Origin of the sequence: Microcoleus sp. B6-A1 (assembly GCF_036705085.1) — a bacterium.
Lineage (GTDB): Bacteria > Cyanobacteriota > Cyanobacteriia > Cyanobacteriales > Microcoleaceae > Microcoleus.
Window position 1 is genome coordinate 1 of sequence record NZ_JAUBTU010000083.1, and the last position, 19,475, is coordinate 19,475.

The 19,475-nt window shown below is 47.5% G+C and carries 14 protein-coding genes; 7 read left to right on the forward strand and 7 right to left on the reverse strand.

What is annotated here, in order from left to right:
- Window positions 1–197: 197 nt before the first annotated feature.
- Entirely contained in the window at window positions 198–2,654 is a 2,457-nt protein-coding gene (locus QUB11_RS24425) for an ATP-dependent helicase (RefSeq protein WP_333391907.1), read from the reverse strand.
- Between the two features lie 166 nt (window positions 2,655–2,820).
- Here QUB11_RS24425 and QUB11_RS24430 point away from each other — a divergent pair, with 166 nt between their 5' ends.
- Window positions 2,821–3,951, forward strand: coding sequence for a DUF4349 domain-containing protein (locus tag QUB11_RS24430; RefSeq protein ID WP_333391909.1), 1,131 nt, complete (start codon window positions 2,821–2,823; stop codon window positions 3,949–3,951).
- Between the two features lie 178 nt (window positions 3,952–4,129).
- Here the strand turns inward: QUB11_RS24430 and QUB11_RS24435 are convergent, their stop codons facing one another.
- Entirely contained in the window at window positions 4,130–5,224 is a 1,095-nt protein-coding gene (locus tag QUB11_RS24435; protein WP_333391911.1) for a RuBisCO accumulation factor 1, read from the reverse strand.
- A 227-nt stretch (window positions 5,225–5,451) separates the two neighbouring features.
- Between QUB11_RS24435 and QUB11_RS24440 the strand changes: the two genes are divergently transcribed.
- The 6 genes from QUB11_RS24440 to QUB11_RS24465 all read left to right on the forward strand — a co-directional run bounded on the left by QUB11_RS24440 (window position 5,452) and on the right by QUB11_RS24465 (window position 11,840).
- Complete coding sequence (locus tag QUB11_RS24440; protein WP_333391913.1) at window positions 5,452–6,666, forward strand: transposase; 1,215 nt, start codon at window positions 5,452–5,454, stop codon at window positions 6,664–6,666.
- Between the two features lie 87 nt (window positions 6,667–6,753).
- Entirely contained in the window at window positions 6,754–7,698 is a 945-nt protein-coding gene (locus QUB11_RS24445) for a response regulator (protein WP_333057724.1), read from the forward strand.
- Window positions 7,699–8,083: 385 nt separating this feature from the next.
- On the forward strand, window positions 8,084–8,791 hold the full coding sequence (gene ubiE, locus QUB11_RS24450) for a bifunctional demethylmenaquinone methyltransferase/2-methoxy-6-polyprenyl-1,4-benzoquinol methylase UbiE (RefSeq protein WP_333391915.1): 708 nt from the start codon (window positions 8,084–8,086) through the stop codon (window positions 8,789–8,791).
- 85 nt (window positions 8,792–8,876) lie between these two features.
- Window positions 8,877–10,109 (forward strand): DUF445 family protein, encoded by a 1,233-nt coding sequence (locus QUB11_RS24455; RefSeq protein ID WP_333205268.1) that lies wholly within the window; start codon window positions 8,877–8,879, stop codon window positions 10,107–10,109.
- Window positions 10,110–10,277: 168 nt separating this feature from the next.
- Window positions 10,278–10,586 (forward strand): DUF3493 domain-containing protein, encoded by a 309-nt coding sequence (locus QUB11_RS24460; RefSeq protein WP_333205267.1) that lies wholly within the window; start codon window positions 10,278–10,280, stop codon window positions 10,584–10,586.
- Window positions 10,587–11,264: 678 nt separating this feature from the next.
- On the forward strand, window positions 11,265–11,840 hold the full coding sequence (locus tag QUB11_RS24465) for an alpha/beta hydrolase (RefSeq protein WP_333205266.1): 576 nt from the start codon (window positions 11,265–11,267) through the stop codon (window positions 11,838–11,840).
- 635 nt (window positions 11,841–12,475) lie between these two features.
- Here the strand turns inward: QUB11_RS24465 and QUB11_RS24470 are convergent.
- The 5 genes from QUB11_RS24470 to nusA form a co-directional block, all read right to left on the reverse strand.
- Window positions 12,476–12,700 carry a hypothetical protein gene (locus QUB11_RS24470; RefSeq protein WP_333152289.1) on the reverse strand — a complete coding sequence of 75 codons (225 nt, stop codon included), beginning with the start codon at window positions 12,698–12,700 and terminating at the stop codon, window positions 12,476–12,478.
- A gap of 241 nt (window positions 12,701–12,941) precedes the next feature.
- Window positions 12,942–13,682 carry a low-complexity tail membrane protein gene (locus QUB11_RS24475; protein WP_333205265.1) on the reverse strand — a complete coding sequence of 247 codons (741 nt, stop codon included), beginning with the start codon at window positions 13,680–13,682 and terminating at the stop codon, window positions 12,942–12,944.
- Window positions 13,683–14,152: 470 nt separating this feature from the next.
- Entirely contained in the window at window positions 14,153–17,344 is a 3,192-nt protein-coding gene (infB, locus tag QUB11_RS24480) for a translation initiation factor IF-2 (protein ID WP_333391917.1), read from the reverse strand.
- Between the two features lie 382 nt (window positions 17,345–17,726).
- A complete protein-coding gene (locus tag QUB11_RS24485; protein ID WP_333152294.1) occupies window positions 17,727–18,041 on the reverse strand; it encodes a YlxR family protein in 315 nt (104 codons plus the stop codon).
- A 94-nt stretch (window positions 18,042–18,135) separates the two neighbouring features.
- A complete protein-coding gene (gene nusA / locus QUB11_RS24490) occupies window positions 18,136–19,419 on the reverse strand; it encodes a transcription termination factor NusA (protein WP_333152296.1) in 1,284 nt (427 codons plus the stop codon).
- Between the last annotated feature and the right edge of the window lie 56 nt (window positions 19,420–19,475).

Genomic DNA, 19,475 nt, shown 5'->3' on the forward strand with positions numbered 1-19,475 from the left:
GACGCCCATCCCACAATAACAATTAAAAGTGTAAGTTATTTAATTCGCGATCCTTAATATCATGTCCGATAGATTGACCATAATATCCCGGCAGGGCGGGTTTTTGAGATTGTTAATTATTGGCAGATATTGGCAGGTGAACCCGCCCCTACCTGATTTGGGGTAATCGACCGGACATGATATAATTCTGACTTCTTTTATATAGCATTACTCGGAAATCTCTGCTTCAAAACAGGCATTACCGGACAAGGTTTTTGCTCCTGTAAATTCTCTGGTTTGTTCCACGTAAAAGGCCCTTTTTTCTCCGCCGCCATCCACAACAAACTTTTTGCTCGCGTCATCGCCACATACAGCAGTCGAAACTCTTCTGCTGTTTTCAAATAACCTGCTTGTTCCCAGGCTTCGCCTAGATTTGGTAAAGGATATTTTTCGTGCAAACTTGCTCTAATTTGTGCTCTCGCTACCTCTGCTAAAGTGAAATCTCCTAAAAATCGGGCTTGCGGCAAAACTCGCAAATTTCCGGGGATGGTTTGTTCGTGCAGAAATGGCAAAAATACGCAATCCCAATCTAATCCTTTAGCTTTGTGCATGGTAATAATTGTTAGTTGACCTTTGCTGGTATAGCGTTCTTCTATTTTGTCGTCTGCATCCACAGGTTCAAATCTTTCGGAACTGACAATTTCGCTAAGTACGCCCAAAATATTCCGCATTGAATTGTTGCCGGCTGTTTGGATTGCTACTCGTTCTGCTAATTTGTCGGCGGTGGCTAATTCTGTTTGGTCGTATTGCAGCGCTAAGGCTAAGAAGGAAATGATTTGGTAGGGTGGCAGTTCTAAGCTAGCTTGCAGCAAACCGCAGCAAAAATAGCGGCATTTGCGAACCGGGTCTGACTGCTGCGGGTCTAGCGGGCCTGGGTAAAGGAATTGTTCGGGGCTGGTAGCAAAAGCATTGTAGTCTTGTTTGGGGATGAGTTGCCGATCGCTCAAAATCTTTAAGGCTGCTTTCAGGTAGTCTGGAGAGTGCGGGCGATCGAGAAATTGCAGGAGTGTTAAGATTTCCCAAGGTACTTGAGAATGTCTGTCGCGTTCTCCCACATCCTCAATTTTAATCCCATATTTACGCAAATCAAAGCTTAATCCGTGTTTTTGAGGATTTTCTAGCACTTCTTTGATAAACTTACCTTGTTTGTTTTCCCGCACCAAAATAGCCATCGATTTCAGATTTTCTAAGGGCAATTTTGCACTATTTTCCCCATCGCTAGCTTCACCGCCTGATTCGATACTTTTGCCCTGTATTCCAAATTCAAACTCGGCTGGTAAAAATTCTTCTACTAACTCAATGACCCGCTTGCCAATTAACTCAACTGTATGGTAAATATCACGGGGAGTATGCAATTCTAAGCCTCGACCAATGGGAGCCGGATTTGCATTTTGCTGCGGGTCAGTGCTGGGTACGGGCTTAATAGTTTGGTCGCGAAAAGGCTTTTCATTTTTTGCTAATTCCGAGCCATTTACCCATTGCAACATAAAGTTAGCCGCATCGATAATTACTTGGGTGCTGCGGCCTGCACCGTCCATTGTCGCTAACTTATTCTCTACTTCGCACTCATCACAAAATTTGTTAAAATAAATCGGGTCGGCGGGAGTAAAAGTAGAATTAATAGCTTGATTTGGGTCGCCAACTCTGATAAAATTGGGAGGTGATTTAGCAGGCTCTGGATCGCTCGCCAATGTTTTCAAAAGCCGAGTTTGCAAAGGTGTCGAATCTTGGGCTTCGTCCTCAAAAACGGCAAATACTTGCTTTTGCTCGATCGCCCTCGCCCTCGGATTTTCCAACACCCGCAAAGCTGCTAAAATCATCTCGTCGTAATCTATAAATTCCCGACTCCTCAACAAAGCCTGATATTTTTGATATAAACCCCCAGCTACAGCTAAAATCTCATAACCGTCCCCAGTATCAAGAGCATTCATTTCTAACAACTGTTCGGGAAACAAACCAGAAGATTTCGCCTCGTGAATCACAGTTTTAGCTACCTGCGGCAAAATTTCCGTCCGCAAAACCGATTGTCGCCGCAGCCTCTCCGTTTCCTCTCCATCGAATTGCTGTCCTTCCAACAAAACTTGATATCTGCGGGGATTTTCAGCAATCCAAAGTTCTACACAGGTACGAATTAATCGGTGACTTTGAGTGGGAGTAACTAAGGTTGAATTTTCTAAATTTAAACCTGACAAATCAGGATGGCGCATCGCAATATTCAAAGCTAAACCGTGCAAAGTGTGCACGGCAAAACCGCCTTGAGATAAAGACAATTGGGCCAATCTTTCCCGAATTTTAGTTTTAATATTAGCAGCAGCCGATCGCGTAAATGTCACGACAATTAACTGGCGGCGGCTGTGAAGCTGGTTGCGGGCGATCGCAATTGCCGACGCAGCAGCCATTCCCGTAGACTTCCCGGCCCCCGGAACCGCCGAAACAGCAAGGGGGCCGCCTTGCCAGTCCGCCATGTCCTGCTGCCCCGCACGCAAGCTTTCGCGAATTTTAAGGCAAGCTTGTTCTCGCAAAGCTGCCGCAGAGTCAAACCCAGAGGAAATGTTGCCAGGGCGATCGATCTGGGTTGTCGATCGTATAAAATCAGAATCAAATTCATCAGTCATTATTACATCCGCATTTATCTGCGTTCATCTGCGGTTAAAAATAAAAAAATCTGCAACCTCTACCGTTTCCATTTCGGTATCGGCTAAACTAACACGATCTATTCGAGCTTAAATTAAAACCAGCATAAAATTCAATACCCAAGCCTTTTTTAGAGGAGTCACCCAAATGAAAACTCACCTCAAAATCAATTCCCCCCCGCACCCAGGGCTGTTTCATTCTCACCAAAAACGAGGTTTTTGTAGGGGTAGTGCCCCCGTGCCTACCCCCGCCACCAACCAGCGCATGGGGGTTTCAGGCCAAAAGGGCCGGCACGGGGGCGCGGCCCCTACCAAGAATGAAACCGCCCTGCCCCCGCACCAGCCAAACCCAAACCCAGCCACCAACAGCACAACTCGTTTTGCTGTGGCGGTATTCTTAACTTTATCTTCAGCCATTGCTTTGCCTAGCTGCGGTGGAGCTACATCCAGCAGCCCAGAAAACCAAGTTGCCGCATCGGCTCCACAATCGGCACCAGCACCGGAGTCAGCAGCCCAAAGGTCAAAAACTTCTGGTGCATCAAAAAAAGCAGCAGAAACTCCCGCAACCCGTCCCCAACTGATTAAAAAAGCCCAACTCAGTGTAGTTGTTAAATCTATTGACGCCAGCACTAAATCTGTTACTAATATTGTCGAAAAAAACCAAGGCGATATCTTGGGTTTCCAAAATCAGAAGCCGCCGGATTCGAGTGTCCGCCAAACCGCGTCTGTCGAAATTCGCGTGCCTCAAGAACGGTTAGAAACGACTTTAGACGCTTTGGCCAAACTCGGAACAGTAGAGAACCGTTCTCTGACGGCTGAGGATGTTACCGATCAATTAGTTGACAACGAGGCTAGGCTGCGGAACCTCCGCAAATCCGAGGAAATGGTGTTAAAAATTATGGAGCGATCGGGTTCTGTCGGCGATGTGCTCAAAGTTTCTCAAGAGTTGAGCAATATTCGGGAGTCGATCGAACGCATTGACGCTCAGTTAAAAAGTTTGCGAAATCAAGTAGCCTATTCGACTATTAGCTTAACTCTAGAAGCAGCAGTATCGGCTCAACAAACTGCCGAACCTTCTCTAGGGTTGCGGGTACAGGAAACTTGGGGGAAAGCGACTCATTCTGTGGGCGAATTGACGCTCGGTTTGTTTGCTTTGGGTATTTGGCTGTTGGCTTACAGTCCTTATTTGCTGTTAATTGCGGCTGCGGTTTACGGCTTTAATCGGTTTAAGAAACAGCATTCTGTTCCGCAAATTCAAGAACCAAAACCGCCTCAGTAGTGATTAGTCATTAGTCATTAGTGATTAGTCATTAGTCATTAGTCATTCCACCCACATAAAATTTATGTATTTTGGAACGACCGGAGAACCCGTTCTTAAAACCAACAACAACTGACAAGTAACAACTAACAACTAACAACTAACAACTGACAACAGTCAACAGTCAACTAACAACTGACTAATCATCAATTTGCCATCCATCTTTGGTATAGTCTTCATCCACAATCTTTTTGGGACGCATCACCAGAACAACTCGCCCCAAAATAGGAATATCCGGGGATTGTTCAAACCAGTACAATTCTAAATTGCCAGCGTTATCGGCTAGGAAATAACTCTCAGCATCCCACTGTCTTTGGGCTCGATCGGCAATAATCAAAACTTCTTCAACTTTGCCTTGCAGCGGTACCGGCAATTTATCGCTCATGTCCAAAACAGCCACCGGATCTTCAGCGTTCAAAATTACCTGCCATCCGGGAATCGCCACCCAAGCTCCGGCTCCGGAAAATTTTACCATTCTGAACGGCTCGATTTCCTCCGGCAAAGGCACTGCCAGCAAATCTGTCGTAGAAAGCGGCAATTTGCCCACAACCGGGACAACGCGCGGCAATTGTTCTTCGGTATCCAGCCGGTAGACGGGCAAGCGGGGCGCTTCCCGTCTGGAAACTACGGTAAAATCGACGAGCAACTGCTCGATTTGCGCCCTAGCGGTTTGGCTGCTAGCTAATTTTAAACCGCGAGCAATTAAGCGCGATCGCTCTTGCAAATCGCTTTTCTGTCTCGCCAATTGCCAGCATTGGTAAGCCATAGCATCGCCGGGAGTGTCTGTGAACCCTTGGGGGAGACTCCCGAAGTGCGAAAACTCCTTGATCGCTTTAGCAACTTGGCGAGCATCGTCAACATCCAAATTGTGGGTTAGCATCAAAGCTGCCGCCCCTGCCCGCTCTACTTGAGAGAGAATCCGAAACTCGTATAAGATATCGCTACCTTTGCCCAAAAAGTGCGATCGAACTTCCTCTGAAGCCCCAGCATTTACCATGCTGGTGTAGACTTGGGCTGCGACGCTTACTTGATTTTGCTGAATTGGCTCAAAACCAGTTTCTTCAAAAATCCTTTGAGAGTTGTAGCCAGCTTTTAGCAGTGCAGTGCAGGCCTGTCCCCACTCTACCCAAGTGCCTTCTTTTCGGCGGAGCGATCGAATTAACTTTTCAGCATCCACAGCATTTGTGGAGGATGCAGATGCAGGAGGGGAGGAATCTTGCGGTGTATCAGTCATAATTGAATCAAAAACTCAGGCTAAGTTATGTGTAATTGGATACCGGCAAGGTTCGTGTCGCGGCAGAGCGATAGATTAATAGTAAGTGAGTTATGAGACTATTGTTACCGGAAAACGAGAGGAAAGCCCCCGACTTCAGGCGTGGGGATGAACTCGGCAGCGGAGGCGGCTACCTACAGTCTTAGAAAAATCCTGGTTGATTTCTAAAAGCATGATATGATTATATCATGCTAACAGTAACTCACGAGTACAAACTACGTCCAACCAAATCTCAAGTTCAAATATTTGAGATTTGGTTGTCTGTTTGTCGTCAGGTTTATAACTATGCCTTGCGAGAACGGAAAGATTGGGTGAATTCTCGTAAGTCTTCTGTTAATGCTTGTTCGATAGTTGGTGAGTATATTATCTCACCGGATACTCCTAGACCAACCTATGCTAGTCAGTGCAAAGGTTTGGCAGAAGCTAAGAAGCATTGTCCCGAATTAAAGACCCCTCATTCGCAAGTATTGCAGCAAACTTTAAAAATTTTAGAGTCGGCATTTGTGGCAATGTGGGATAGAGGGCATGGGTTTCCTCGCTTCAAAAAACGGATGCGATCGTTTGTTTTCCCGGCTGTTAAGGATGCAGCAGTGGAGAATGGAAAGGTTAATCTGCCTAAGATTGGGTGGGTAAGGATGAAAATGTCTAGACCCACACCAGAGGGTTTTATACTCAAGCAAATTAGAGTAGTTAAAAGGGCATCAGGATATTTTGTCATGCTGACCTACCAGTTAGCAGTCAACCTGCCCGCTCGCCCACCGTCAGGACATCCATTAGGGGTAGATATTGGGCTTGACAAATACCTCGCAACTTCAGATGGAGAATTAGTCAACAGACCGAGATTTTTTCAGGCACTTCACCGCGAGTTGAAATCACTGCAGCGAAGATTAAAGCATCAAAGAAAAGGGTCTAAGAATTGGCTTGCTCTCCAGAAAAAGATTGCTAGAATTCATCAAAAAATCAGTGATACCAGAAAGGATTGGCACTATAAATTAGCTCATAGGTTATGTGACCAAGCAGGAATGATATTCATTGAGGATATCAATTTTAAGGCTTGGGCAAAGGGGATGTTCGGTAAACATAGTCTCGATGCAGCCTATGGTCAATTCTTCTCGATTCTGTCTCATGTGTGTTGGAAGCGCGGGGTGTATTTTGCTCGTGTTGATAAAAACTATACGAGTCAAATTTGCCCCCAATGTGGAACCCATACTGGTAAGAAAACCTTGGATGTCAGAATCCATAGTTGTCATTCGTGCGGGTACACCACTCATCGCGATACAGCAGCAGCACAAGTAATTAGAGACAGAGGTATCCTTGCGGTCGGGCAGCCCGTGAGTAAAACTGCTTCTGGAGGCGTTCTATCGGGGATCGATAGTAATATCGGTCTAGAGTCGAGCCTTTGAGAGAAGAATCCCCCGCATTCTATGCGTGGGGAGTGTCAAAGAATAGTTGCTCGCCTAAATGTACAAAGGGGAGTTTATCGTATTGTTATGGATAATGCCATTTCAGAGCTAGATCAAATTAAACGCCAGCTCATGACCCTACACAGACCGAAAAAGCCCAAAATGCTGGTAGTAGACGACGAACCAGACAATCTGGATTTACTCTACCGCACTTTCCGACGAGATTTTAACGTTCTCAAAGCTGAGAGCGGAATTCGCGCCTTGGAAGTCCTCGGCATCGAAGGCGAGGTCGCCGTAATCATTTCCGACCAGCGGATGCCCGAAATGAAGGGAACGGAGTTTTTGAGCAAAACCGTGCCCCAGTTTCCGAATACGGTCAGAATTATCTTGACTGGTTTTACGGATATTGAAGACTTGGTGGATGCCATTAACTCAGGACAGGTTTACAAGTATATCACCAAGCCTTGGGACCCGAACGAACTGAAAATGGTGGTGCAAAAGGCGGCCGAGACTTATGAAATTCTCAAGCAGCGGACTGAGGAATTGGATCGCGCTCAAAATCAAATACAACTGTTAGCAACAATCATGCAAACGGCTGTGGATTATCCGAGTTTGGAAGCAAGTTTAGATCCAATTGCTACTGCTATAAGTGATAATTTTTTGGCGGACTTTTGCATTTTGCAACTGGTGGAAGGAAATGTTTTAATCCCAGTCCAAGGCTGTCACACCACGGGTTCAACTGTGGAAAATTGGCTGGCGGATGACCCTCTGGTTCGAGAAGCAATTACCTCTCAAACTATTCAGGGTGTTGTGAATATTGGACTCGACACCAACCTAGCGAGTCTGCCGCACTATCAGAAATCCGGCATTCAAGCTCACCTGAGCATCCCGGTGAGTCACAAAGGTCGATCGATCGCCCTGATTTCCATGCAGTGGAAACAACCTTGTTCCCTGCGTCCCGACGAACTCACAACCGTTCACCTCGCCGCTCAAGAAGTTGCTTTGGTATTGACGAGTTTTCAGGGTCATTAGTCATCAGTCAGTCGATTTGAGATTTGAGATTTGAGATTTACTTGCAGCGCAGTGAATCTTGGAGCTTGAACAAAAGTCTAAAATTTTGGAATCTCCACGACGATTGTCGGGAGCTTGTACCTGTTTTTGGGCGGATCATCAGTCATTAGTTGTCAGTCATTAGTTATTAGCCGGCTCTCTGTCTTGAGTTTAAAATAATAGCAAACGAAGGATTAAAGAAGACAAAATCTCGCGGATAGCTAACAATAAAAAGCATTAATGACTGGCGACAGCATGACATGAATGGACGGATCAATTATTTTTATGTGATGACAAACTAGCAGTTACCAATTACAAATCACCAATTACAAATCACCAATTACAAATCACCAACCACCAATGGCCAATGACTAATAACGCCGAACAAATTAAAACTATATTTAATCGAATTGCACCTGTTTACAACCAATTGAACGACTGGTTGAGCTTTGGGCAACACCGGATTTGGAAGCAAATGGCGGTGAAATGGAGCAGTGCGGGCCCCGGAAATACTTGTTTAGACTTGTGCTGCGGTAGCGGGGATCTAGCTTTGTTGCTGGCCAAACAAGCAGGGCCGACTGGTTGCGTATTTGGAGTAGATTTTTCCGCCGAACAATTGGCCGTGGCAGCCAAACGCGCGAGACCTTTTCTTACCCCTGCAAGTCCCATTTCCTGGGTAGAAGCTGACGCCCTAGACTTGCCTTTTGCTGACAATTACTTCGACTGCGCCACAATGGGTTACGGCCTGCGTAACGTGACTGACATCCCCCGCAGTCTTCAGGAATTGCACCGCGTGCTCAAACCCGGTGCCAAAGCAGCTATTCTCGACCTCCACCGCCCCAGCAATTCTCTAATGCGGAGCTTTCAGCAGTTTTATCTCGACACTCTCGTAGTGCCCATTGCTCAGCAATTTGGCATGACTCAAGAATATGCCTACATTAATCCTAGTTTAGAAAAATTCCCGATCGGCCAGGAGCAAGTCGCGATCGCCCGCCAAGCCGGATTTGCCGCCGCCACCCACTACCCCATTGCCGGAGCTATGATGGGAGTATTGGTACTGGGCAAAGCAATTTAAAATTAAAAATGCTTGCAGTCTATATCAGCTATCTAACTATAGGGTGCACCGATCCGTGTGCACCTTACCCTATTTTTAATCATTTATGAATCCGTCTGACATTTGGCTGTTGTTGGCCCCACCTGTAGTGGGAGGAATTATTGGCTATTTCACTAACGATATAGCTATCAAAATGCTGTTCCGCCCCTATCGAGCTATTTACATCAAAGGGCGGAAGTTGCCTTTCACTCCAGGCTTGATCCCCCGCAACCAAGAGCGTTTAGCAAAGCGAATTTCCGACACAATCATGGGTTCGCTGCTGACGCCACAGGAACTGCAAAACTTAGCGCGCCGCCTCCTGCAAACCGAGCGGATGCAGTCGATAATTCTCTGGCTGTTGCAGTTGGCGCTGGATCAGGTAAAAGCAGACGCAGAGCAAAAAACGGCTAAAATTCTCGCTAACATTTTGCGAGATTTGCTGGGGGAATCTGTGCCGCGAATTCTCAAAGTTATGGCGCGTCGGGAAGATTTTTTAGAAGCTCAGCTAAATCAAATTTTTGATCAAGTTTTGCTGGAGATTCAGCTAACGGAAGCTCAGGCTGCTCAGCTTGCTGAGTGGTTGTTGCAGGTAGTAATACCCCCGGAAGTGCTGCGGCAGGCTTTAATTGACTTTTTGACGGATCGCAATATTTCGATCATCGATGAAGGGTTTCGAGAAAAAACCAGCGGTACTTATTGGGTAGTAGCAAATTTGTTTGGTTTGCGAAACACTTTAACTCGGCTGCGGACTTTTTGTCTGGATGACAGAGAAGCGACAAATCAGCGCTTAGCAGAGTTAACTATTTCTTTGGGAATTCGCGGGCGCATTCAGGAATGGCTGCAAAATTTGTCGATGCAAAATTTACCGGTTTCGACTGTGAGACAGTTGCGAAAAACTATGCGCGACAGTGTTCGCAGCTATGTTCAACAGCGGGGTACAGACGTACTTGAGGGGTTGAGCAAATCTATTGACTGGGAAAATATTTCGCGGTTGCTTCTCAATCGATTGCAAACTTCAGCGGTGATGAGCGCTTCCCTAGGAATTGTCAGCCAAGAACTGGCTTTGGTTTTAGAGCGCTATCTAGAGCGGGATTTAGAAAATATTGTAGCTCAGGCTATCCCGATTTTGAATATTGACCAGGTGATTGTCGATCGAGTCAAAGGTACTTCTCCTGAAGAGTTGGAGTTAGCAATTCAGGGAATTGTCAAAAGCGAGTTGCAGGGAATTGTAAATTTAGGAGGCATTTTGGGTGTTTTTGTCGGCTGTTTGCAGACAGTGGTGCTTTTGCTTCAGCGGTGATTTATGGCGGCAGTTGTGACATATTTGTTGTAGCCTAATATTCACTCGACTTGCGCCCAAAGTACCAAAAACCAGGTTTTTCGACCGTATTGGCCACCTCAGCCAGAGGATTTTTGGTATAAATCGGGTTTTTGTGGTCCAATCTTAATTTACTTATTTTCTAAATCTATGCCAGCTCCAAATTCGGACGATCGCACATACATCCCAAAAAACCCGCGCAACCTCAGCCGCCAACAATACGAGCGTTTAACCGCAGAAATGGCCACTCCCTACCGGCCTCTGCGACAGTTTGTTTACGTAGCTTGTGGCGCTTCGGGCTTTATCGGCGGCTTGGTTTTCCTCGCTAAAATTGCCTCGGGCCGGGAAATTGGTTCTGCTTTGCCTAATTTTGCCCTCCAAGTCGGAGTTGTGGCCCTGATGGTGTTCCTGTTTCGCTGGGAGCAGCGCGCCGAGGGCCGATCCCCGAAGTCGAAGTAACAAAAATTTACAAATCGAGACAAAAATCTATCTGAGGCAAGGAAAAGTTATAAATATAAAGAAATTATTATGAAATCGTGGTTTTCCAGCGATCCCTGTAATTATAAGACTGTGGCTTAAATTGGGGTCAGCAAATTTAAAGGCCCTAATCATAAACCGCTTGTCATTCGTTCAATTGGGGTCAGCTTTCATAAAGACCCTAAATATATAAAATAAATTTAAGCCCAGCGCCAGCCTTCACTGATAGAAGAGCTGGCGTTCGGCATTTTGCTAGGATCGGCAGATTGGGAGAGAGAATCATATCAATTCCGGTTGCACCGTCGGTGATTGTTGACTGTTGACTGTTGAATCGTGGTCGCAAAACTGAATGGTTGAGTGTTATCAGTAGGGTGTGCACCGTGTACAGAGAGGCCGGTACAAGTGCCCTGAACCGAGTTTTTTGCCTAGCATCCGATATAGGTAATACCAGTTCCCAAAAATCATCCAACTGTAGACTTGCGATCGAAACCACGATCGTCATCAGTCATTCGCCAATCTAAAATCTAAAATCTAAAATCTAAAATGGTATAAGTGCTGGGGCGATCGAATAATGTGGCATTTCCCGAAGACCTTGGCCTGTACAGTAACTAATAAGATGTGTCAAAGTCGAAGTAGAAAAAGATGTTGGGAGATTTTACTATGGGTCGATCATTTTTCAAAGGGCGGTGGACACTATTTTTAGCAGCAGGCGCGGGAATTGTATTTTACAGCAATGGGGCGGCGGCGGCCGAAAAGGTAGTGCTCAAATACAGTGCGATCCGAATGACTTTACCCGTCAGCGAATTAGAAATTTTTGCAGAAACTGGGAAAATGTCGCCCGCGTTAGAAATGTTGCTGGGAAAAGCAAAAAAAGACCCAGAAGCGGTTCGCAACAGTCTGACAAGACCAGTAAAAGTCAGTCAAAGCTTTTTGGATCGGACGCTTAACAGCAAGGTTGGGGAAATAATTCTCGATGAGGTAGGTCAGGTAATTCGCACTCCTTCTGGGAATGCAAATCGAGAAGCTTTGAGATCTGCCTTGGTGCTGTCTGCAACTAATGATAACGAGATTACAATGCTGGAAGCGATGAAGAATTATCCTACTCCAGAAGTTTATGTTGAGGGCGATCGTTTAGTTGAAGCTTACGGCAAACTTGTAGCTTTGTCGGAACAATTGGGCGGCGTGTCAGAACGGCTGCAAGACGTTTTGAACAAGATTCGTCTGCCTAGATTGTAGTGGATTTGGTCAAGGATGGTTGATTGCTTCGAGCGATCGCACAATGTTTCTGAACCTGCATCAATTACAGGGGAGTTACATTTTTTTGTGCAAAATTTGCCTAATTTTTACACAAGTTTAAAAAAAAATCTAACTCCCGCCAAGCTTCAAACCAGACGGGAATCAGTCATTCCTAATTCTAAAATCTCAAATCTAAAATCAGATAACTTCGCTGTCAAATCTAGAGCGGGATAGATGTTCGAGAGTTTACGAAAAGTTGCTCCTGAAGTATAGCAATCCTAAATGATTTGTGAGAAACAACCATAGCTAAAAAGCTTGGGAAAGTCAAATATTTGGAGATGAGTGACTAATTTAAATAGGGCTTGCTGGGCGTTGCTTAATTAAGGTATGAAAAAAATAAGTTGAAAAGGCAGAAGCTTTGTGGATACTGGTTTCTATGACTTGCATATTTAGCCTTTCATACCGTAAATCAGCAACGCCGAGAAATACTGTCCCCTGCAATTTGATCTCCGAAGTTGTGCTCGACACTCACTCTCGACACTCACTCTCGGCACTAACCTAGCATATTGGAGGGGATGCCAGCAGAATTGGCTTGTAAAATTCACAAACCGTGACAATATTGGGTTTTAGCGAATTCAGTAAGCCAAAGTTTCTAAAGTTTCCCGCAGATAGGAACGAACCTGCTGATCGATGGTGGCATTTTGCTGCTGACGCTCAAAATTGAGTTCTAGCTGCCACCGTTGAAATCCTGAACTTGCGCCGATCGCGGATTTGAGACTGCCCCAGATTTCAGAATCTTCGCACAGCTCGATCGGCTCTGCGGCTTGAGGTTCTTGCGCGATCGGTAGATAATTCGCCATATTGTTATACCTCTATTTTAATCCCCTGTAAGGATTGAAAGCTGACCTTGACACTCTCTATTATAGATTCTTCTCTCCAAAGAGCCAACATAAAATATCCACAACTTGCGATTAAAAATTAAATATTAAGACTATTAATAATCTCTATCAGAAGAGGGGCCTTACCTAATTTTTTCACAGCATACATCTGTACAAATTAAAGTAGCTTAAACTACAATTGTCCCCCTCTTAATTTTTTATTTCACTTTTTTTCGCTCCACTCTTCGGGTAGAGATGTAACGCCGTTGGTGTCAGCAGTTTTGGGGTTGACAAGACTGCCGACTGACGAATTCCCTATGCCGGATGCTGGCCCAATTGACTCTGCGGGTGCAGCCACAGCGGCAGTTGTGTCGGCTGCAAAAGCCGGCAAAAGTCGATCGACTTGCCAAGGCGCGATCGTAAAATCCTGCCGAATTTTTTCTAAAACATGAGGCTTTGTCGCTGCCAATTCTGATTCCGGCGTCAACAAAACCGCCATGACACTAGCAGACACCTGCAAAAACAAATTGCTAGCTAAAAAAGCAGCAACTGCCAACAACAATCCAGCCCACCGCCAGGAAGGAGGAAAGGGAGCCACCGAAGCCGCGAGAGGAGCCCATCGGTAGAGTTGCCACAAAATTACTGCCAGCAAAACAGCTACAAAAAGAGCGATTCCTTGATTTAACTTAGTTTTAAACCGAGTCAGAAGTCGGTGCTGCACAGAAGTTAAATTCTGCGGTTTTACCGCCACAACTAAAATACTAAAAATGTAAAAAGGGCGGAACCACTGCATCCACAGCACAGGAACAATACCTGCTACAGCCACTAAAAAGATTTCTAACCAGACAGGGAGCAGGGGAGAACCCACTGCCAGTCCCAGCAAGCACAATCCTAGGAAAATCGGCAGTGTAGCCGCCCCAGAAAGGTGAATCCACAAAAAAGGATCTGACCAAAAAGAACGCACTTTCAATAATTATGAGTTATGAGTTTTGAATTTTGAGTTTTGATAGTCTGGGACGCACTCTTAACCAAGAAACCCGGTGTGAAGAGTACATATCTAGCGGTCAAACCGAGCATTGTGGGAGGCAACTCGGTTGCTTTGCGTAAGTCTTATTTTAGTTTTAAATTTTGAATTTTCAGCAACAGCCAAGACGATTAGGACGTTGTTAATTGCTAACATCTTTGCTTGTATTGCTTCTACATTCTTTCCTAGATAACTAAAACCTTCTTCCTTCTTCCTTCTTCCTTCTTCCTTCTCACCTCGATAACTAAAACCTTCTGCCTTCTGGCTTCTTGCTGCTGCTATAACTTAAAAACAAAAGTTGGGAGTGATGAGTTTGGGAGTATTGAGTGAAGAGAAGAGTTGCGAGCGATCGCAACCAAATTGCCGATCGCTCAAAAATTCTCTTCCAACTCAACACTCACAACTCAAAACTATTGAGAGAGAGTCCGGCGTTTAGTAACCATCCGGTAGGCTTCAATAAGATCGCCATCCGCCCAGTCGCTAAACCCGCTCAAGGAAATGCCGCATTCAAAGCCAGAATTGACTTCCTTGGCATCTTCCTTCATCCGTTTTAGGGAGTCGAGGACACCTTCGTAAACGACATTGTTGCCCCGGCGCACCCGCACCTTACAGTTACGGATGACTTTGCCAGAGAGTACCATACATCCAGCCACAGCCCCGCGACCGATCGCAAAGACAGCACGGACTTCGACTTGACCCAAAGGTTCTTCCACCAATTCGGGTTCCAGCAGACCTTCCATCGCCCCTTGAATGTCATCCAAGAGGTTGTAGATGATGCTGTATTCCCGCACGTCTACCCCTGCTTGGTCAGCCGCGAGGCGAGCGTCGGTGGCGAGAGTAGTATTGAACCCGATAATTACAGCATTACTGGCTGCAGCGAGGTCAATATCCGTTTCGGTAATTTCCCCAGGAGCAGATAGCAGCAGTCGCAGTTGAACTTCTTTTTGAGGAAGTTGAGTCAGAGCGCCGACAATTGCTTCGAGGGAGCCTTGGACATCTGCCTTCAAGATCAAGTTGAGTTCCTTGAGAACGCCTTCCTTAGCTTGTTGAGAGAAGCCACTGAGACTGATCCGGCCGCCTTGCAGCAGGCGTGAATCTCGTCGGGAGGTAGCTCTTCCGCTTGCGATCGCCGCAGCTTCTTTTTCGTTTGCGAAGACATCAAACTCGTCTCCGGCGCGAGGAACTTCCCGCAGCCCCAGCACTTCCACCGCGAAGGATGGAGTTGCTTGCTCTACGCGATCGCCCCGGTCATCGATCATGGCGCGCACCTTGCCCAAAGCCGAGCCTGCGACCACAATATCGCCCACTCGCAGAGTGCCGTTCTGCACCAGCAGAGTTGCCACTGGCCCCCTTGCCTTGTCGAGGTGAGCTTCAATCACAGTACCCTTAGCCGGTCGGTGCGGGTTGGCGTTGAGGTCTTCCATTTCCGCGACTGTCAGAATCATTTCCAACAGCGTATCCAGGTTTTCGCCTCGGATCGCGCTGACTGGCACCATCGTGATATCGCCGCCCCAGTCATCTGCGACCAAGCCGTACTCAGTAAGCTCTTGCTTCACCCGTTCCGGCTGAGCACCCTCCTTGTCAACTTTATTGATAGCCACGACAATTGGCACTTTCGCCGCTTTCGCGTGGCTGATCGCTTCAATTGTCTGGGGTCGCACGCCGTCGTCCGCCGCCACCACCAAGATGGCGATGTCCGTAACCCGTGTTCCCCGAGCCCGCATCGCTGTAAAGGCTTCGTGACCGGGCGTATCCAAAAATACCACCTGCTGGCTCTTGCCTTCGTGTACCACATCCACGTGGTAAGCACCGATGTGCTGGGTAATTCCCCCAGCTTCTCCCTGAGCCACCTTGGTTTTGCGGATCGAGTCGAGCAAGGTAGTTTTGCCGTGATCCACGTGTCCCATAATCGTTACTACTGGCGGACGGCGTTCGAGGTATTCCAAATCCGCTTCGTCCAGCATCTCGATCACTTTGATAGCTGGAGCTACTTTTTCTGGAGTTTCCACCTCTACGCCCATTTCTTCGGCTACCATCCTCACCGCTGGAATGTCCAGGGTTTCGGTAATATTTACCGCAATTCCTTTAGAGAACAGCCGCTTAATAATTTCGGTTTCGGGAACAGCCAGAGTAAGTGCTAATTCTTGAACGGTCATCGGCCTGCTCAGCAGGAGCTTTTCTGGACGTTCTACCTTAGCTTCGGCTGTTTTGCCCCGGTTGCCGCGTCCCCCGCTGGAACCTGAAGAACTTTTATCGTGAGAAGGGCCTGGTCTCTTATTTTTTCCGCTGCTTCCGGGTGCGCCCGGAGTTGGTGTTGACTTGGGTGCTGCTTGTCCCTTCGCTTTAGCTGGGCGGGCTAGGGACAGGCTGACCGTGACTGGTGCTGGCAGATCCAAGCCGTTTTCTAAGTCATCGTCATCCTCGTCTATGGGTTTGAGGCGAGAACGTTTTGCCTTAACTGCCTTGGCAGCTTTGGCAGCATCTGAGTTTTCGTCATCATCTTCTTCCCAAATGACCGATGTCTTTTTGGCAGGACGAGGAAGGGAGGGCCTTTCGAGGAGAGGAATCTCCAGCAACGGCGTATTATCTTCTTCATTGTCATCAGTGTCATCCCCTATGGCTCCGGTGTCACCGCCGCGGCTACGCAGCCCGGTAGCTGACGTTGCGGGGGCCAGGCTCCGGCGCGGGCCACCGGGCTGGGGTCGAGCGGCCAGTGGAGTTTTGACTGGGCCACCAGCGCCTTCCCGGCGCGGTCTTTGCGTGTCGCGAGATTCGGTAGGAGCTCCCGGTGTCGGTCTGCTGGGGCGGCTCGGTTTAGCCGGCGCTTCCAGAGTTTCTGACTGTTCTGATTGCTCTTGCTCGGTTTTTGCAAGTTTGAGTACCGGCTTGTTCCCCAGATTTTGTGGGGTACGGCTAGCCGACTCTGATGCCCCTCTGACTGGGGGCGACGTGAGTTTTGCCGACGGCGCAGGGGGGGCGAGCGGCGGTTGCTTGGTGCGTTCGGGAGCCTTTTCCGACGGCGGTTGAGGTGCTGTAGGTGCCTGAGCCTGGGCGGTTGTTTCCGGGGCGATCGCACCTACAGTTTCCGAAACTGTTTCTGACACTGTTTCTGACGCTGTTTCTGACGGAGCCGCCGGGACAGCGACATTTGGCTTCGACAGTACAGGTCGATTGATATTCGGTTTAGCTGGAGGCTGGAGTTGTTGAGCTGCAGGCGACTTTGGAGGAGTTGCCACGGTTGCCGCGGGCTGGTTTTTGTTCTCCTCGTTGCCTGCAGGCTGGGAGGAAGCACCAGCCGGGCGTACTTTTGGACTGCGTATTTCTAAAATTTGCTGCTTTTTTTGTTGGTCGTTAGGGTGAGGGCCAGATTCTCTAGATGGCGCTGCTGCTCTTTCGGGTGGAGCTGGCTTGCCGGGGGAAGAGTGGCTACTGGCTACGTATTTTTCCGCCGTTTTGCGAATGCGCTCTGCTTCGGATTCTGTAATTGTGCTGCTGTGGCTCTTGACTGAAATATTGAGCCGCTCGCAAACTGCCAAGATGTCTTTATTATCCAAATTTAGTTCCCGTGATAATTCGTAAATTCTTACTTTGCCGTTGTTCATCCACTCTGCCCTCTTTTGTGCCAACCAGTTTTTACATTGTGATTTTTTGTGCTAATGACGACATCATTCGGTGTGATTGATTCAGTGTCAGGAATCGGGGTTTTGGTACTCGCTCAGCAATTTTATCTAAAAGATGCAACTCGCTGAAGTCTGCGGTTGAAGAATTCTCAAGTCTGTTTGGGAACTTGGAACTCCGAAGTCTGAGTTTTGGCAAAACCCACTCTCTCAAGCTTCAAAGTTGGCCTTTCCACCTTGAGGATACCTCTGCTAGTACCCTACCCTTATCTAATCTGACACAAATCTTTCCAGACTGGTGGGCAGATCGGATTGGGGTTTTATAGCTGGCGCTACCGGTAATTACTGGTAGGGCTGCCAAGAGGGTTTATACAGTCGATGCCGAACTATTGTCGGTTTTTCGTCCGGCTAGGCCAGAGTAAGATGTACAGTCAGATGTGGCTAAACGCTGCCAAAGTGTTTGGTACAGTTCGTCAGACACAGACGCTTTGAGCGATCGCCCAAGTCGATTTTTTTTCTGAGCTGCTTTGAGGCATTCGGCTTCCCGACAAAGGTAAGCAGAACGGCCCATGCCACGATCTAATTGTACCTGATGAGAAGGATAGAGCCTGACTACTCGCCAAAAAGCTTCCTTTGGAGCTATTTTTCGACAACTTGCACAGCACCGGTAGTTCGGTTTCATTTCTTGTCAGAGGGGGAGTAGGGGGAGAGGGGGGAGTAGGGGACAAGTCCTCCTGGTCTCCCTTCGAGAGAAAATCTTGTAAATGTCACAGTTTTTAGACTGCGGCTTCGGTTTCCTCTGTCGCGGCTGCCTCCTCTTCCTCAAATTCTGCGGTTTCCTCGTCGTAGTCGCCTGCTTCGTCTGCGTCGTAGTCGCCTGCTAGTTCTTCGAGCCTAGTTGCTTCTGCTGCCAATTTGCTGTCTTCGGCGGCGCGATCGTACTTAGCAATATCTTTGATATCGATTTTCCAACCGGTTAGGCGGGCTGCGAGACGGACGTTCTGACCTTCTTTGCCAATGGCAAGACTCAGTTGGTCTTCAGCGACCAAAATGTGAGCTCTCCTGCCTTCTGGAGCAACTAAACGCACTTCATCTACTCTAGCGGGACTCAGAGCGTTAGCAATATAAGTTGCTGGGTCTGGAGACCAGCGGATCACGTCGATTTTTTCGCCCCGCAATTCGTTGACTACTACCTGAATCCGCGATCCCCGCGCTCCGATGCAGGCTCCTACAGGGTCTACGTCGCGATCGAGAGTATCAACTGCTATTTTAGTCCGGGGGCCAACGTGCCGGGAGGGCGGATTTGCCTCCCTGGCTACGGCGACAATCCTCACCACCCCGTCTTCTATTTCTGGTACTTCGTTAGCAAACAGGTACACCACCAAACCTGCGTCAGCTCTAGAAACAAGTAACTGCGGCCCACGAGTTGAGCCTTCGCCTACTTTTTTGAGATAAACCTTGAATGTAGCGTTGGCCCGGTAATTGTCGTTGGGCAACTGTTCGCGCTTAGGGAGTTCGGCATCTACTTCTGGCTGACCGAAGCTGCTGGTAACTGCTAAAATTACCGACTGCCTCTCAAACCTGAGCACTCTTGCTTGAAGAACGGTTTCTTCTAAATCTTTAAACTCTTCTTGAATCATTTTGCGCTGTTGGTCGCGCAGTTTTTGAGCGAGAACTTGTTTGGTCTGGATCGCGGCCATGCGACCAAATTCTTTTTGATTTGGTGTTACGTCTACGAGCACGATACTCCCCGGCTGAGCTTCCGTGGCTACTTCTTGCACTTCGGAAAGTGAGATTTCGTGATCGGGATTGATGACTTCTTCGACAATAGTTTTGTTAGCTAAAACGCGGAAACCTTCTTGTTCGGCGTCGAGTTCTACATCAAAGTTGTCGAAGTATTCTTCGCTGAAGTGATCGAGTTTTTGGGTACGGCGGTAGCGTTCGTATCCTTTGAGCAGGGCTTCTCGCAAGGCTGCTTGGACGGCGTGTTTGGGTAAATTGCGTTCTTTGCTAATACCTTCGACCATTTCTTTGAGTCCGGGCAGGGGAACCATTGACATATAAAACTCTCCTTTTTTGCTGTGGTAATAAGTAACTGGTAATCGGTAATTGGTAC